The organism is Anabaena sp. UHCC 0399, assembly GCF_034931465.1.
GTDB lineage: Bacteria > Cyanobacteriota > Cyanobacteriia > Cyanobacteriales > Nostocaceae > Trichormus > Trichormus minutissimus.
Window position 1 is genome coordinate 181,042 of sequence record NZ_JAYGGZ010000002.1, and the last position, 15,947, is coordinate 196,988.

Here is a 15,947-nt window from a genome sequence, read left to right on the forward strand (position 1 = left end):
TCTTTCTAGTCAATCGATTCGCAGCAGTTACTTAAGTTACTGGGGAAGAACCAGCACTCTCCTGCTCTGATTTAACTGCTTCGATTTTTTTGGGTTCAATTTCCGCAGTAGTTTTAACAGCCTCTTCCAGTTGTTCAGCTTCCCGCTTAAACTCACTCTGGAACTCATTAGAGGCTTCTTGAAAACCGCGAATTGCTTTACCCAAACTCCGTCCAATTTCTGGCAACTTTTTGGGGCCAAAAATTAACAGTGCGACAGTCATAATTACAGCCATTTCCGGTAAACCGATACCAAAAATATTCACGCGGTTTCTCCTCTTTTTTTAACGTGTATGCAGTTGCTAGTGGTTGAGTGGGGATTTGATACTCTCACTTTTTACGGTATCTGGAAAACCCTACAAGGAGCAGCCACTGCGTTGCGCGGGTTTCCTGCGTTGTAGCAAGTGGCGTTAGAGGGTTTAACTTTTCCCCCTTCCCTACTAGGGAAGGGGGTTAGGGGGTTAGGTTTCGCGTTAGCTTTTCCATATAACGTGAAAAGCCAGACTTGGTACTGGGTACTGGGGATTTAGATGTTCTCCCCCTACTCCCCCAACTTCCCATTCCCTCACATATTAAGCCTAACTTTTTCAGAAGCAAAGACACAAAAAAACCCGGACAAGCCGGGTAGAGGTCTGCTAACTAACTATGTCAGCTTAGTTGCTGTGTATTAGTTATCTACCAACCTACTCTGACATCCTGAATCAGGATCGACTTATTGTAAAGTTGCAGGATAATTAGCAAGAACACGAAAAATAGACCCATAAAAATAGCCATTACTGGGGTTGTTCCCCAGCCAGGAGCTACTTTACCATACTCAGAATTTAAAGGTCTCAGGATATCTCCCAACCTAGTCCGTTGTGCCATAGTTCACCTAAGATTCACCTAAGATTAGTTGCCAAAGCTTTTTTTAATCTTCTGTAATATTCTATAAGAATAGCACTCATAATCTATAAATCACTTATGGAACCCGCAATAGTTCTTATCATTTCTGTGGCTGTGGTCATCGTTGGGATTACTGGGTATGGAGTTTACACTTCTTTCGGCCCTCCTAGCAGGGAATTGGCAGACCCTTATGATGATCACGAAGATTAAACAAATTAAGGGCTAAAAACAGGAAATAGGTTTAGATAAGCCTGAAAGCCCTTATGTAGAGACGCGATTCATCGCGTCTGAATCACCAAATTTCTAAGTAGACAAGAGTGTAAGCAGTTTATCCCTCTACTTACTTGGGGGTATGACTCTAAAGCTAGCTATTTTCCAAGGTGTGACTAATGATAATTTTTGAGTAGGACGTTCTAATAAATCTACTTGTTCACCTAGAGTTAAGCCTAAATCACTCTGTAAAGATAACTCTGCTGTTGCCCCTTGTGACTCGTAACATCGGATAATTATTTTATCTGGTTCGTCTTCTGCTGGTTTTACAGCCATTAAGACTAAATTTTCGGCTGATAAATTTAAGAAACTTAGCTTGTCTTGATTCGTGGCTGAAGAGTGGGGAATGGGATTTAGGATTACTTGCAAGGGAATGTTTAATTCGTAACCCCGTCTGACCGTCTGGGATGATTCCCAGCTACCTGCGTGAGGATACAAAGCATACGTAAATTCGTGTAAGCCTCGGTCTGCTTGTGAGTCAGGCCAATTGGGACTGCGTAGGAGGGTGAGACGTAGTTGTTGGGGTTGGACATCGTAACCATATTTACAATCATTGAGTAAGCTAACTCCGTAAATACCCTCATTAGTTGTTTCAGTCAAATCAGCCCAACGTAAAGCAGGAACTTCCCATTTAGCTTTTTCCTGTGGAGTTTCTGGTTTAGTAGGACGACGAATTACACCACAGGGAATTTCGTAGGTAGCAAAGTCGGTTGTCACATTGAGAGGAAAAGCTGCTTTCACTAACACCTGATTTTCTTGCCAATTGACTCTAGAGGCAATTTTTAAGAGTGGTGAACCAGCTTGCAAAATGTAGTCTTGGCAAAATTCTGAGTCTCCCAACTGACGCACTACACGCAGGCGAGTTTTCACTAGTCCTTGTTCTAGCCATTCTATAGATTTGAGGTGAGTGGCTGGTAATGGATGCTGGGTGTAATTGGGGTCAATGTTCCAAGCGTCCCAATATTGACCACTGTCTTTAAAGCCTTGTAATTGATTACCTGCACCGTTTAAGATTTCCCGTTGGTTGGTTTTGTCAAAGACACTTGATAAATCTCCGGTGTCGGGGTCTATTAAAACCCGCAGATATTCATTTTCGAGAATAAATTCGGGTGGTGTTGGAAATGTGGGAGATGTCGAAGATGTGGGGGACAGCCAAAATAAGCGATAGCCGACTGGGGGAATTTCGGTGGCGAGGAACAGTAGGCTTGAGGTTTCAGATAATTGGGAGGTGAGTAAGTTTCCTGTAGTGTCGTAAACTTGCCATTGTTGATTGGTTGTAGGTAAGGTGACAGATACTACCTCAGAGCGTTGCCAGTTGAGAGAATTGAAAACGAAAATTGGCAAACTGTCGGGATTTGGTGGCTCTGATGGGGTAAAGTGAGATGCGATCGCTTCTAATGATTCTTTTAATATCTTCGTCCCTGTTTGTTGGACGTGTTCCCATTCGGGTAACGCATCTGTATAAACTTGGGTAATAGAAGAACCCGGTAAAATATCGTGAAATTGGTTAAATAATACTAGCTTCCAAGCGGCTTCGATTTCAGCTTGGGGATATTCCACATCGCAAATAAGTTTAGCGAAAGTAGCAAACAGTTCAGCTTGATACAGTAAATTTTCACTACTCCTATTCCAAAGTTTTTGGTCAGCGTGGGTGGTGTAGCAACCGCGATGGAATTCTAAATATAGTTCGTCATCCCAAATGGGGAATTCTCCCCCTGCCCCCCTGCCCCCTGCCTCAATTTCCCAGAGATATTTTTCAGATGTTATAAATTCTAAATCTGGGAAAAATGGTGAATTTTGCCAGCGTTGGGCGATTTCTAACATATCACGGGTAGGGCCGCCGCCGTGGTCGCCGACACCAGGAAGCCAAAGGGATGTGGTTAAATTAGTTTGGGCTTGCCATTCTAAAGAGTAGGCTGCCATTTTTATGGGGTCAATACCTTCGCCGATGGGTGCAGACATATAACTAAATATTTGGCTACCGTCAGGCGATCGCCACCAAAAAGCCCCATAATCAAATTTATTAGTATCATTCCAGCGCAGTTTCTGAGTAACAAAATATTCAATCCCAGCGTTAGCCAAAAACTGCGGTAAAGTTGCACAAAACCCAAAGGTATCGGGAAGCCAAACCACAGTCATCAACTTGCCGAATTTTTCTTGGGCGTAGCGTTGACCATACAATAGTTGACGAACTATAGATTCCCCAGCAATCAAGTTTAAGTCTGGTTCTACCCAAAAACCGCCGACAACTTCCCACACTCCATCAGCTACTTTTTGTTGAATGGTTTTAAATAAATCTGGGCGATGTGCTTCTACCCAAGCGTAAAGGGACGGGGTGGAATGACAGAAAATTAATTCGGGGAAATCTTGCTGTAGCTTGAGGACTGACTCAAAGGTGTTTTGGGTTGCATTCCAGGTTTCACTCACAGGCCATAGCCATGCTAAATCTAGATGGGCGTGTCCTAGTAAGTAGATTTTAAAATCGGATGCAGATGTATGCAGGTGCTTGATGAGGTGTTGACGGAGGGTGATGAGGGTTTCTGGTGTATGGGTGGAGAATTGATTGATGATGGATGCTAAAGTATCTAGTTTTTCTGGGGCGGATTGTTCTAGATATAGCTGCAATATTGCCAACTCATCGGCGATCAAACCGGGGTCAGGATGATTATAATCTGTAGATTCGTATACAAGTAGCGATCGCACCAACGCACCGTCACAATGTCCCGGACTGACTAGCCGCAAAGCCACAGTAAATTCTTCCCCTGGTGTCACCTCTGGACTCAGCAGTATTCTAGGCGCACAATCAAATAAATCCCCTTCTAATACTAATTCCCCATTGACATAAATCTTGGCTGAGTCTGCCCACCACAGCAACGACAACCGCAATGCTAAACCCCCTAGAGGATACCCGTGTAAATTCTGGGGAACTAGGAATTTTTGGGCTAGCCATAGCACTTTTTGTCCTCCTGTCCAAGTAATGTTACCTTTGGCGTTTAACTCGACAGGTTGCCAATCAGACAAATTAGATGGGAAAAAATTAGTAATATCTCTATCAGATTCTTGGTATAACCAAGTAGACTGGGAATTAACTTGGCAGTATCCGCGCAATAGTGCGATCGCATCTGAGATTAATTTTTTATGGGGATGAGATAGGGGAGTAGTCATATTTTCGTTAAGATTAAAGCAATTACGATAATTATTAGTACAGTGTGGCGTAAATATAAGCCATCATCTGAGATCAAGAAAAGCTGACAAAATCAGCATTCTCTATGTTCACCTTTGTTTTATTCTGGGAGTCTCACAAACCAATCAGGCTCAAATTCATTAATGTACTACCATGTCTTCTGGTCGTTATCAAAGTAGACTATTTAACCTTGTCCACCAGCAATCTCGGCGGTTGACAACACATTGGGAAAGCACCTTCCGACATTTGCAAGTTGCGACTAAGTGGGGTGTGGAATTAATACTGTATCCTGTGTATTTATTTTTGCAATCGGCTGATTCATCTGTAAAAACACTGTACTCCAAAGCACCACCTCCTCAGCCAAAGTTATCGCCAAATCATACCGATTTTTCACCCCTAACTCCTCCCTCTGCTGATACACCCATTCAGCACATACTAGAGGCTGTGCAGAATCTGTCCAGCGAAGAAACAACAGTTAATCGTGGAAATATATCCAAATTATTGAAACCTTTGCAGTTGTTTTTGGCGAAATTTTTTGATCATCCCACAAATAAATCCCCTCTTTCACCATCCTTAACTATTCCAAACAAAACGCTACCGAGTATCACATCAACCAGGCAAAATGATGTCCTCAACCTTCACCTTTCACTAGTGAGCGGAATAGCCACAGATTTGCTTAATCGCCAGTTGGTACTTGTTAGTATCGAAAATGAAATATTGGATATTTTGACACCACAGCAACAAGCAAAATTATCCAATATAATTATTAATGAACTTGCTAATTATTTCGATGATTGGCAATCACCTGAAAATCAGCAAAAAGCAGAAATATCAGGAGAATTTGAGAGCATATTGTCCCAGGCAAAAGGTAATAATATAATTAAAATTCACTTAATAACTCAGGGTATACCTAAAAATTTACTTAATACTAATAAAATTATTACCGCTCTAGACACAGCATTTGCTCAGTTAGAGGACAAAACTATTGTTCCTAGCCAAGAAATTATGCGAGTCACCCAGACTCAAATCAATATTTTTGTTTATGGTAAAGAACAACTAGCTGCTAGAGGAGATATATCGATTACTGCTGATGATTTGTCAACCCAAACATTCAGTATCTCAGCCTTAATTGAATCAGCAATAAATTACTTTTTTGGGATCGGTAAAAGTAAAAACTTGAATGCGCGGGGTGCTAATGACAAAGCTTTATCTAACAGCAATCAAGAACCGTGGCTAAATTGGCGTGATTTGTATGGTGATACTGCAAAGTTTGCGGAAGAAACAACTCAAGCATCCTTAAAACTCAATCCCACTATTGTGCCTAATCCATCGGCAAGGTTATCTTGGGAGAAAAGAATGTCTATCCCACCATCAAAAGCCGACTCTAGTTTAGTACCACGCAGAAAACAATCCCGCAACCTCACTCGCATTCACAAAACATCGGGAAAAATCACCACTGTACAACAAACTGAAACTTCTATCTCTCCATTAAGAAGTAACACGGAAAAAGCCGAAATTTCCCCACAGCAATTTGACCACGAAGAAGCCCAACCAGACTGGATAGAAACCAAAGCTACTTCAGTAAGCTACGAAAAGCACCTGCTAGAGCAAGTCTTAGAATGGCTTGATCGTGGTATGGTATGGCTAGAAGAAACAATAGTCAAGATTTTTCAGAAGTTGCAAAGTCTATGGCGTGGTAAATAATAGCAACCAGGAGAAAGAAAGAGGAAAACTGCAAAATTATAAATTGAACTATATTAAATAATGTATAAATATTTAATTGTTTGTAGTAAGGACTTTAGTCCTATGTTGTTCGCATAGCGAACAGTACAAATATTTAATTCTGACTCTCTTTGGTGTTTATTTGCGTGAAAATTATTGTTTATTGTAAATACTTCAATTTTAAAAATCCCCTCGATAAACCAAAAATTGAAACATTTGTGGTGAATTTACCACAGATTCCCAGAATTGGTGAAACCATTGTAGTTGAGAGAATTTCAACTCAGAAACAGTTTGTCATTATCTTTGAGTATACTGTCACCGCAGTGCAGTTAAACGCCTCTAACTCTGATGATACTGCTGATGCTCAAATAAATGCTTGTTTAAATCATTGCTGGGAAGGAACATCAAATTTTAAGGTGACAAACTTTTTAGAAAAATAATGCCTGTAGAGACGTTGCATTGTAACGTCTCTACTTCACCACAACATATGATTAAGAAAATGGCGCAATGGCTTTGACCCAGTTGGTTCTTGATAATCAGTGGGTAAAAGAGACAGCATAGTATTTTGCAAAGTTTCTAAAGCCGCTTCTACATCCTCTCGTTTTGGTCTAGATGTTGGGGTAAAGTTTAGTGGTTCACCAAAACGCACTATTAATTCTTTTCTCCAATACAAATCTTGAGTACCAATTAAGGCTACTGGTAATATTGGTACACCAGCGCGTAAAGCGTAAATTACAGTTCCTCGCTTCAAAGGTAGATGTAACTTACCCTCAGTGTTTCCCAGTCGTCCTTCAGGAAAGAGAATCAAGCTATCCCCCTGAGCTAAAATTCCTAAAACAATGCGGTCTATTTGGCGTAGTGTGTGTATATCTCCACCAGTCGGTACAGTTTGTTCAATAACTTGAGCTAAGTTAATTAAGTCTTCCCTACCAGCTTTCGCTGCTTGGATGACAGCGAGTTCTTCTTTCCATATCCTAGCTAGGGGAATCACACCGCCTGCAATCCTCAAAATCAGACGTTTCCACCATTTGTTATATAAGGTGCGGGCATCACCCAGAATGTAGTAATAAGGTTGGGTGGGAAGTTCTGCTAATAGTAGTAGGGGATCAATATGGTGGAGATGATTGACAGCTAGGATGGCTGGTATTTCTGGGATTTTTTCGAGGTTTTCAACTTTTACCTGAAAAATACAACGAATGAGCGATCGCAATACAAACCGCCGTATCCCAGAATTGATTCTAGCTGGAGAATCCTGCTCATGAATAGATTCTAGCTGAGATAGAGTATCTGCAATTATCTGGCGAATAGCGCGATCGCTTGCGGCTGCAACCCCTTCCTTTACCCGCTTGATAGTTGCAGCAGTTACAGGAGAGGATATTTCTGATGGGGTGCTACTTTCCTGCTCACTAGATGACACGTTAGCTAGGTCTTAGCAATTTATAAGGGATTCCCTACAATATACCTTGATACGCTAGTAGCTTGTTGACAACACATAGAAAAACTTAACCCGATGATTTATCACAATCAAAGCGTCTTTTCAGGTGTCGGGGGTCTGAAACTTTATTATCAAAGCTGGTTTCCAGAGGGGAAAGTCAAAGCTGTATTAGTCATTGTGCATGGCCTCGGAGGACACAGCGACAAATACAGTCATATAGTCGAGCATCTCGTCCCTAAACATTATGCTATCTACAGTTTAGACCTGCGTGGTCATGGGCGATCGCCTGGTCGTCGAGGTCATATCAATGCTTGGGCTGACTTCCGGGAAGATTTAAGGGCTTTTCTCCAGTTAATTCCCACCCAACAGCCACAAGTTCCAGTTTTTCTATTAGGTCATAGTCTCGGTGCAGTCATTGTCTTAGACTACGTTTTACGCTATCCCCAAGAAGGGTCTACATTACAAGGCGTAATTGCTTTAGCACCTGCCATTGGTAAAGTTGGTGTGTCCAAATTCCGCTTACTTGTAGGGAGATTAATGTCAAAAGTTTGGCCAAGTTTCACCTTAAATACAGGACTTGACTTAGCTGCTGCTTCACGAGACGAGAAAGTCTTAGTCGCCTACACGCAAGATTCCCTACGCCATACTCGCGCTAGTGCGCGTCTAGCCACAGAATATTTTGCCACAGTCGCCTGGATTTATGACCATGCTCCAGAGTGGCAAGTTCCACTACTCATTCTCCACGGAGGGGCAGATAGAGTAGCTTTACCTGAAGGTGGTGAAATTTTTTACCAGCTTGTAAATTCTCCAGATAAACTGCGAATTGAATACCCAGGTGCATATCACGAATTACAAGATGACCTCAACTACCAAGAAGTATTAACTGATTTAGAAACTTGGTTAGAGAAACATTTGTAATTAGTTCGTAATTAAGATTGGGCATTGGGCATTGGGCTAAAATCTCCTCTACTCCCAATTTTTAAGTTAGGCTATAGGCTCTATTATTGAGATGTATGAAGTAAATTATGCACTGGTTTTTATCTAGTCCGTTGAGTGTAGAGCAATTGACGGTGAAGATTGCAGGCTTATCTGCGTCGCTACAGGGTAAGAAGTTGGTGCATCTATCAGATTTTCACTACGATGGTTTGCGGCTATCAGATGCGATGTTAGCAGAAGCGATCGCTCTGAGTAATCAAGCACAACCAGATTTAATATTATTAACTGGTGATTACGTCACCACTAGCCCTAAACCAATTCACGAACTCGCACTACAACTCAAAAAGCTGCAAAGTAATCATGGTATTTATGCCATCCTCGGTAATCACGATTTGTATTACAAACACTCCAAAGCAGAAATCACTGAGGCGATGACGAATATCGGTATTCGTGTCCTTTGGAATGAAATTGCCTATCCCTTGGGAACAGAATTACCAATAGTAGGACTAGTAGATTATTACTCCCGTGAATTCAAACCAGCAACTATTTTTAACCAGTTAAATCCTTCTACACCACGCCTTGTTTTAACTCATAATCCAGACACCGCCGAGTATTTACAAGAGTGGCGAGTAGATTTGCAGTTATCTGGTCATACTCATGGAGGACAAATAATTATTCCTGGCATTGGGGCTGTGTTGCCATATCACAAAAAAATCATCCGCAAAATTCCGATGGGATTGCGGCAGCTTTTCCCCTGTCTACGCAAAGAGTTTTTTATAGTAGATCATTGGGAATGGTCACAGGGTTTACACCGCATCGGCAACAATCAATTATACGTAAATCGCGGTTTAGGAACTTATTTCCCAGGACGTATATTTTGCCCACCAGAAGTAACAGTAATTACATTAGAAAAAGAATAGCCATTAGACATGAGTCATTAATCCTTGTAATTTCCTCCCTTCTGCCCCTTCTCCACTCACTTTTTTCATATAGGCTAAGTTATTAATTTTTAATATTTTCTCAAGATTTATTTGGTTTTTTGATAAGCTGTAGACGCTGGTATGAGGAGTCCCTAGCATATATGCACTGGTTGTTTACAGGACGTTTAAGTGTAGATAAACTGACGGTTAAGATTGCAGAACTTCCACCCAGTTTGCAAGGCTTAAAGTTAGTGCAGTTGTCGGATTTTCATTACGATGGTTTGCGATTATCAGAAGAATTGCTAGAAGAAGCGATCGCAGTTACTAACGAAGCTGAACCAGATTTAATAGTATTAACCGGTGATTATGTAACTGATGATCCTACACCAATTAACCAACTGGCATTAAGACTTAAATATCTACAAAGTCGCTATGGAATTTATGCTGTACTTGGCAATCATGATATTCACTACAGTCACTCCCAAGCAGAAGTTACCACAGCATTAACTAGTATTGGGGTCAATGTTCTGTGGAATGAAATTGCTTATCCTCTAGGACAAGGTTTACCAATAGTAGGATTGGCTGATTATTGGTCAAAAGAGTTCAATCCTGCACCGATAATGGAACAACTCAACCCATCTACACCCCGGATTGTTTTATCTCATAACCCAGATACCGCCAAAATACTGGAACAATGGCGAGTAGATTTACAATTATCCGGCCATACCCACGGCGGACATATTGTTATACCAGGTATAGGGCCTGTCGTTTATCACTATAAAAAGTTCATCAAACAAATTCCTAAAAAACTGCGGCGTTGGATTCCATTTCTATTAGGAGATTGTTCAAAAGTAGTTCGATATTGGGAATGGGCGCAAGGATATCACCAAGTTTCCACAAACCAATTATATGTCAATCGCGGTTTAGGAACTTATCGACCAGGACGTTTATTTTGTCCACCCGAAGTTACTGTAATTACATTAGCTTAAGTTAGTGATGAGTGATGAGTGCTGAGTTGTGAGTGATGAGTTGTGAGTGCTGTTAGCGGTAGCGGGGCGTTTAGCCCGTGCTAAGTGCTGAGTGCTGAGTTGTGAGTGCTGTTAGCGGTAGCGGGGCGTTTAGCCGATGCTGAATTGTGAGTGAGAAGACAATAAGTAATAATCATTCTCCCCAGTATTTAATTTTGAATTTTGTAGCTTGCTTTGCTACGCAACGCTACCGCGAACTCCGTAGGAGTATTTTGAATTTTGAACTTTTTTTTCCCAATCCCTCATGACAATAACCGCCTAAAGCTAAGAAGGAAAATATCATTAGCTTAGGCGGCTTAGTAAATGTGCAATTGTTAGAAAAAACAGAACTAAAATAACTCAAATAAGGTGGACAAATTTCGCAACCATCACTTCCACTTCAGAAACCTGCATCCTTGATTCCAATAGGCAGGCATTTCTGGCTTTAAGTTCAAAACCTCCACTAATAAATCAATAAACTCAAGGTGAAAACACTTAATAAAGGATGCAACCAAAAAGTTTAAGATTGTGAAGAGATGGAGTCTTAGAGCAGGAGGTACAGGCTCTAATAAAGGTTTGCGTTTAATTAACTTTTAACCTTTTTGTACCTTGGTCTTAATGTAGCACCTTTTTTTAAATCTGATAGGCTTATTTACCAACCTTAAACATCACTAACTTGTCGTAACAATTCAGAAATTTTTCTTAAACTTTGTAACTTGGGAATTGGGAATTAGGCATTGGGGATTGTATTTTTATCCCCCTGCTTCCCCTGCTTTTTTGTCCTCTATCACCGATCCCCTGTCCCCTGAAAATATGTCAACCCCAATGGTAATGATAAAGTTTTTCGATAATTTTAATAGATTTGTGACTCATCTAGCTCGCTATACTACCGCTAGTGACAGTTTTGAGAGTTATTGCAACTTAATACTACAAACTAAATTTTCACCTTGACTAATTAATTAGGTTAAGAGAAACTAACTAGTGATAGGTGTGTAGACTTATAAGATTAAGAATTTTTGTAAACTTTCTGAGATATTTATTGAGAAAGATGGAACATTGGTTAAAAAATGGCAACTTTGTCCTTAAGTAACAATGTTCCTACGGCTATACACATAGCCTGCTGCTATGGCAGTAAAATCCAAGCGTATTATTGTGGTTGGCTAAGAGCATGGAGACATTAGAGTTCATAATTTATCCAGACGGTCGGGTACAGGAAAAAGCCACTGGCATTGTTGGAGCTTCTTGTGCTGAAGTTACAGCCGCAATAGAAGCACAGCTAGGGCTAGTAATTACTCAAGAGCCAACCTCAGAATATTTCGCTGCTAATGTGCAGAAATCTAGTGTGGCGAATACGCACACCACTTACAGCGATTGGTAAGTTTTCAACATAGTTTAGTGTCATTGATTTACAACAACCATGTCACACTTTAGCCAAATTAAAACTCAAATCCGTAACCTAGAATCCTTAAAAGATGCTCTCACCAATTTGGGCATTGACTGGAAACCTGGCCCAAGAGAAGTACGTGGATATCGTGGTCAAACCCATCCTGCCGAAATTACCATTGAGCAGGAAAATGGCTATGATATCGGCTTTAGATGGAATGGCAAAGAATATGAACTAGTTGCTGACTTGCAATATTGGCAGCAAAATCTATCTGTAGATGGTTTCTTACGCCAAGTCACCCAGCGTTATGCTTACCAAACAGTGGTACAAGAAACCGCTCGTGTTGGTTTTCAGGTAGCTGAACAGCAAAAAAATGAAGATGGTTCGATTCGCTTAGTTGTACAACGCTGGAGTGCGTAATGGCTGACTTTCTGCCGTCACCGGAAGAACAACAAGAAAATCGTTCCGGTTTCGAGCCAGAACTAGGCGGTTTTTTGCGAGATGCGCCGGAACGTTCTGGTTTAGAGCCGGAATTGGGGGGGATGGTACGCCAAAAGGGTGTTTACGTTGACGAAATCACCTGTATTGGTTGTAAGCACTGCGCTCATGTGGCGCGGAATACCTTTTACATTGAACCAGACTGTGGGCGATCGCGCGCAATTCGTCAAGATGGGGACGCGGAATATGTTATTCAAGAAGCAATTGACACTTGTCCCGTTGATTGTATTCATTGGGTTGATTACACCGAACTGAGAAATCTAGAAGACGATCGCAAATATCAGGTTATTCCCACTGTTGGCTATCCGGTAGATCATGCAGTTGCTACGTCTGAAAAACGGCGTAAAAAGCAAAAGCTAAAGTCCAAAAAATCCACTCATTAAAATAAAAATTTCAATTCACATCACAAAAGGACTAGTTTTACTAGTCCTTTTGTTTTGATACCTTTATTTCAAAGTTAAAGAATCATGCTGTGACAGCAGTTTTTCTACTTTCGCTTCATCAATACGGGAAGTTAATTTTTTTCCTTCGTGTAAATCTCTAGTAGTTTTAGCTAGGGTAAAAGTTGAACCAACAGAGAAGGCTAACCCCATACCCATAAAACCTTTTACCCAGTTATCCACAGGTAAATTAACAATACCAAAAGTGGTCATAGAAACGGCAAATATAAAAGCAGCCCATGTTTGAAGAATCCAAGCTGCACTATCTTTTTGAGTTCCAACATTTTGCATATTATCTACCTCTAATTAAAGTTATTTAATTGTGATTGTAGTGATTGGTAGATTCACTGGTATTATTCTTATAACCACTTTTATAACTGGACTCAAAAAGTTATTTTATCAGCACGAAAATTACAGTTAAACTGGTGCAGAATTACACCAGTTTAAGAAGTGTCATCAAACCCTCAAGGTATAGGGAATAGGACGTGGGGAGTAGAGAGACAAAGGACAGGGGAAAAACTTACTCCATGCCCAATGCCCAACGCTTTATGAATATCGTGAATATCATTCAGACTCAGGAAAAGTCTGTACCTTGCCATCAGGACTGAGAAGCACTCGAATGCGTGTATTTCGTCCGTAGCGATTGGCAGAAACAAACGGTTCACCAATCGCAGGCATCCCCACCATCTCAAAGTTCTCTCTAGCTGCCTTACCTAATGGGTCAATACGCTCAACTGAGCCATCCACACCCACCATCAGACTATATTCTAAAGTTTGTGTAAATCCTGTAGGTGGTTGCCAGCGTCTTTTCAAAAATTCCCTGGCTTCTGCTACTTGAGGGGTGTCAAACAGTGAACTACTGCTGTTAACAGAAACTTCCGTGGGTGTGGGATTTTTCGATTCACTCCTCAATCTGCCTACTAATGAACTAGTATTAGCCGCTTCGGAGGAAGTAGTTGCAGGAGAATTAATTCTAGCTGAGGACTGTTGCGAAGTTACTGATGAATAAGGTTGAGGAATAGTGTTGTTACTATTAGCACTCGGTAGAGTAGCCAATGGCGGCGGGAGTGGTGCGGGAATAGAAGATGGTCTTGGTGGTAAATCCCGCTTGATAGGAAGCCCTAGTTCAGCCGGGTTGCTTGAACCTGAAGAATTAGGCTGAATTGCAATTTGCTGATTTGGTATGTTAGACGAATTGCTAGAAACTGATGGAATTTGTGTTTGGGGTAAATTTGATGTCTGTGTTGAGGTAAGAGAATCCGGTGCTAAAGCAGAATTAGAATTTGTTGTAGAGAAATCAGAATTAGGAGATGGTAGGGTTGTCGTGGGTAAATTGGAAGTTGGAGGTAATGGAGGAGTAGACGTTAGAGGCAGAGATGACAAACTATTAGAAGGTGAAAGTTCAGCTTGAGGTACAGGAAAATTAGGCGATGTTGGGTCTTGTAAGGCAACTTGTGACTCTGAAGAATCTGCGATTTTAGCTGTTTGTGGTTGTTTTTGCCGCATATTGCTAGCATATTGCCAAGTCAAAGGCGTTAAACCTACCGCTATGACGAACATTGCCGCCACAGAAACCCAGGTAGGAAAACGCACAACTGAACTACTCTGATTTAGCATTGGTAAAGCTAAGACATCTGCTGCATATTCATCTAAAGCAGTTGCCAAATCAAATAGTTGCAAGAGACTAAGTTGGATAACAGTACCAGAAGTTTGATTAGCTAAAGAACCAAGATATAAATTGTGAGTTAAATAACTGTTTGATTCTAAGTAGATTTTTGACCCTAGAAATGGGGATGTAAAAGAATTTGATGTTTTAGCTAATAAAGGAGCTTGTTGGAAATCTGTTAATTCTGTGTCATCAGATACCTTGGTTGAATCCTGGAGACCAGAGAAACTGAACCCAAAGCTTTCCGGTGACTGTTGCAAAAGTTCTTGTACGTAAGTAGTGACGGCATCAGATAAAGCTTCCAGTTGATCGCGATCGCCTCGAATTGGCACTCGGCGTTCTTCTGGCAAAGTTGGATCATCAAAGTGTAACTCAAAGGTTAACTGCTTCAGTACAGGTTTCCCCATCCAACGAGATAAAGGAGAACTTTGCGCTAATACTTCTAGTGTACAAGTAGGAGGTGTGTAGCGACGAATGACAGAATTTGATAGAGGCATGGCAGAACAAAGGAGATGTTTTCAAATTTTTGCGGAACGGTCTATTAGTGCTAACCAGAGACGGCGGTGTCCACCAGGTGCGCTGTAAAACAGTAAATCTATCAGCAGTTTTAGTGCCAGGTGGGTAAGTAGATCCGTTGAGATTTGCTCATCCTCTTCCATGCGCTCTTGGTAAGTATTGCAGAAAGCATCAATATAATCTCCCAGTAAAGCAACCTGATGAGGTTCTCGATTTTTTGCCGCCATTTGTTCTAGTAGCCCCACAGCACGGCGAATTAATTCCTGGTGCTGTTTTGTGAGGTAGCAGATAATCAGAACTAGCGATCGCGCTTCTTCCACATCTAGTTTTTTTCGCCCTCCTTGACCTTTGCGTATGGGATTTGACTGTCGCAGTCGCCATAAAGCTACGCGATCTGGCACTCTCGACTCCAAATTCAGATCAATTGCGGCTGAGAGCATTGCCTCAGAACCAATACCGGTTAAGGTTTCTAGTGCCAACAGCACCAAGTCTAACTGGGTTTTGATGTTTTCCCATTGGATAACATTTGGATTGGGAAGTTTAGTTAAGTCCTCCCACTGAGAATTGGGAGTGGCTGAGTCAGTGGCCGAGTGCATAACTTTTAGCATAGGTGATCAGGCTGGTAGGGGCTGTTGCTGTTACCCATTTTGAAACGAGACTATTAATGATTAAAGTTGGTTTCCTGTAAAGAAGGCAGGAGGCAGAAAGAAGTCAACAGTCAAAAGACAGAAGAGCAGATAGAAGGCAGAAGTTCTTTAATTTTTTTGATGTGGCAAGATTCCCTAGATTTATTTGCATTTATGTGTCTCCACTCTCTACTCCCTATTCCCTATTCCCTACTTACAAAGCAGGAAGAAAAAGAACTAAAAGACATTAGCCTTTGCTTTGTGACTAAATGCACATTTTTTTCTGACTCCACTTGCTTTTCTTACTTTTGGTAAACAGCAATTGTCACTGTCTTACTCTACAAGATGAATTTTTATTTTCAACAGTGTATAAGGTGTATTTTGCTGGTAATATTTACCAGTTTTAGCTGTTATTTCCGTACC

At 41.1% G+C, this 15,947-nt stretch carries 16 protein-coding genes; 9 read left to right on the plus strand and 7 right to left on the minus strand.

Annotated elements, in window-relative coordinates; genetic code table 11:
- Positions 1 to 31: 31 nt before the first annotated feature.
- A complete protein-coding gene (locus VB693_RS01715) occupies positions 32 to 304 on the minus strand; it encodes a TatA/E family twin arginine-targeting protein translocase (protein ID WP_323264790.1) in 273 nt (90 codons plus the stop codon).
- 409 nt (positions 305 to 713) lie between these two features.
- Positions 714 to 902 (minus strand): photosystem II reaction center phosphoprotein PsbH, encoded by a 189-nt coding sequence (gene psbH, locus VB693_RS01720; protein WP_190696864.1) that lies wholly within the window; start codon positions 900 to 902, stop codon positions 714 to 716.
- 96 nt (positions 903 to 998) lie between these two features.
- Between psbH and psbN the strand changes: the two genes are divergently transcribed.
- Positions 999 to 1,130 carry a photosystem II reaction center protein PsbN gene (psbN, locus tag VB693_RS01725; protein WP_237988924.1) on the plus strand — a complete coding sequence of 44 codons (132 nt, stop codon included), beginning with the start codon at positions 999 to 1,001 and terminating at the stop codon, positions 1,128 to 1,130.
- Between the two features lie 126 nt (positions 1,131 to 1,256).
- Here psbN and VB693_RS01730 read toward each other — a convergent pair whose 3' ends face one another.
- Complete coding sequence (locus tag VB693_RS01730) at positions 1,257 to 4,355, minus strand: alpha-mannosidase (protein ID WP_323264791.1); 3,099 nt, start codon at positions 4,353 to 4,355, stop codon at positions 1,257 to 1,259.
- Positions 4,356 to 4,527: 172 nt separating this feature from the next.
- On the opposite strand from VB693_RS01730, the gene VB693_RS01735 reads away from it, so the two are divergent.
- Together VB693_RS01735 and VB693_RS01740 are read left to right on the plus strand one after the other, a co-directional pair.
- A complete protein-coding gene (locus VB693_RS01735) occupies positions 4,528 to 6,078 on the plus strand; it encodes a hypothetical protein (protein WP_323264792.1) in 1,551 nt (516 codons plus the stop codon).
- Between the two features lie 164 nt (positions 6,079 to 6,242).
- Positions 6,243 to 6,536 (plus strand): hypothetical protein, encoded by a 294-nt coding sequence (locus VB693_RS01740; RefSeq protein ID WP_190696876.1) that lies wholly within the window; start codon positions 6,243 to 6,245, stop codon positions 6,534 to 6,536.
- 35 nt (positions 6,537 to 6,571) lie between these two features.
- On the opposite strand, the gene VB693_RS01745 is transcribed toward VB693_RS01740, so the two are convergent.
- Entirely contained in the window at positions 6,572 to 7,513 is a 942-nt protein-coding gene (locus VB693_RS01745) for a 1-acyl-sn-glycerol-3-phosphate acyltransferase (protein WP_323264793.1), read from the minus strand.
- Positions 7,514 to 7,606: 93 nt separating this feature from the next.
- On the opposite strand from VB693_RS01745, the gene VB693_RS01750 reads away from it, so the two are divergent.
- From VB693_RS01750 to VB693_RS01775, 6 genes are all read left to right on the plus strand, one after another.
- On the plus strand, positions 7,607 to 8,449 hold the full coding sequence (locus VB693_RS01750; RefSeq protein WP_323264794.1) for an alpha/beta hydrolase: 843 nt from the start codon (positions 7,607 to 7,609) through the stop codon (positions 8,447 to 8,449).
- A gap of 107 nt (positions 8,450 to 8,556) precedes the next feature.
- The gene (locus VB693_RS01755; RefSeq protein ID WP_323264795.1) at positions 8,557 to 9,387 is read left to right on the plus strand and encodes a metallophosphoesterase; all 831 of its coding nucleotides are present in this window, start codon (positions 8,557 to 8,559) and stop codon (positions 9,385 to 9,387) included.
- 161 nt (positions 9,388 to 9,548) lie between these two features.
- On the plus strand, positions 9,549 to 10,376 hold the full coding sequence (locus VB693_RS01760) for a metallophosphoesterase (protein ID WP_323264796.1): 828 nt from the start codon (positions 9,549 to 9,551) through the stop codon (positions 10,374 to 10,376).
- Positions 10,377 to 11,562: 1,186 nt separating this feature from the next.
- Positions 11,563 to 11,772 carry a DUF2997 domain-containing protein gene (locus VB693_RS01765; RefSeq protein ID WP_323264797.1) on the plus strand — a complete coding sequence of 70 codons (210 nt, stop codon included), beginning with the start codon at positions 11,563 to 11,565 and terminating at the stop codon, positions 11,770 to 11,772.
- 39 nt (positions 11,773 to 11,811) lie between these two features.
- Entirely contained in the window at positions 11,812 to 12,198 is a 387-nt protein-coding gene (locus VB693_RS01770; RefSeq protein WP_190696893.1) for a DUF1257 domain-containing protein, read from the plus strand.
- Positions 12,198 to 12,659, plus strand: a complete 462-nt coding sequence (locus VB693_RS01775) for a ferredoxin (protein ID WP_323264798.1) — start codon at positions 12,198 to 12,200, stop codon at positions 12,657 to 12,659. The genes VB693_RS01770 and VB693_RS01775 overlap by 1 nt, the downstream gene beginning before the upstream one ends.
- A gap of 63 nt (positions 12,660 to 12,722) precedes the next feature.
- Here the strand turns inward: VB693_RS01775 and VB693_RS01780 are convergent, their stop codons facing one another.
- The 3 genes from VB693_RS01780 to VB693_RS01790 form a co-directional block, all read right to left on the minus strand.
- Entirely contained in the window at positions 12,723 to 13,007 is a 285-nt protein-coding gene (locus tag VB693_RS01780; protein ID WP_323264799.1) for a YiaA/YiaB family inner membrane protein, read from the minus strand.
- Positions 13,008 to 13,280: 273 nt separating this feature from the next.
- Complete coding sequence (locus VB693_RS01785; RefSeq protein WP_323264800.1) at positions 13,281 to 14,879, minus strand: DUF4335 domain-containing protein; 1,599 nt, start codon at positions 14,877 to 14,879, stop codon at positions 13,281 to 13,283.
- A 21-nt stretch (positions 14,880 to 14,900) separates the two neighbouring features.
- Positions 14,901 to 15,506, minus strand: coding sequence for a DUF3038 domain-containing protein (locus VB693_RS01790; protein WP_190696905.1), 606 nt, complete (start codon positions 15,504 to 15,506; stop codon positions 14,901 to 14,903).
- Positions 15,507 to 15,947 lie beyond the last annotated feature (441 nt).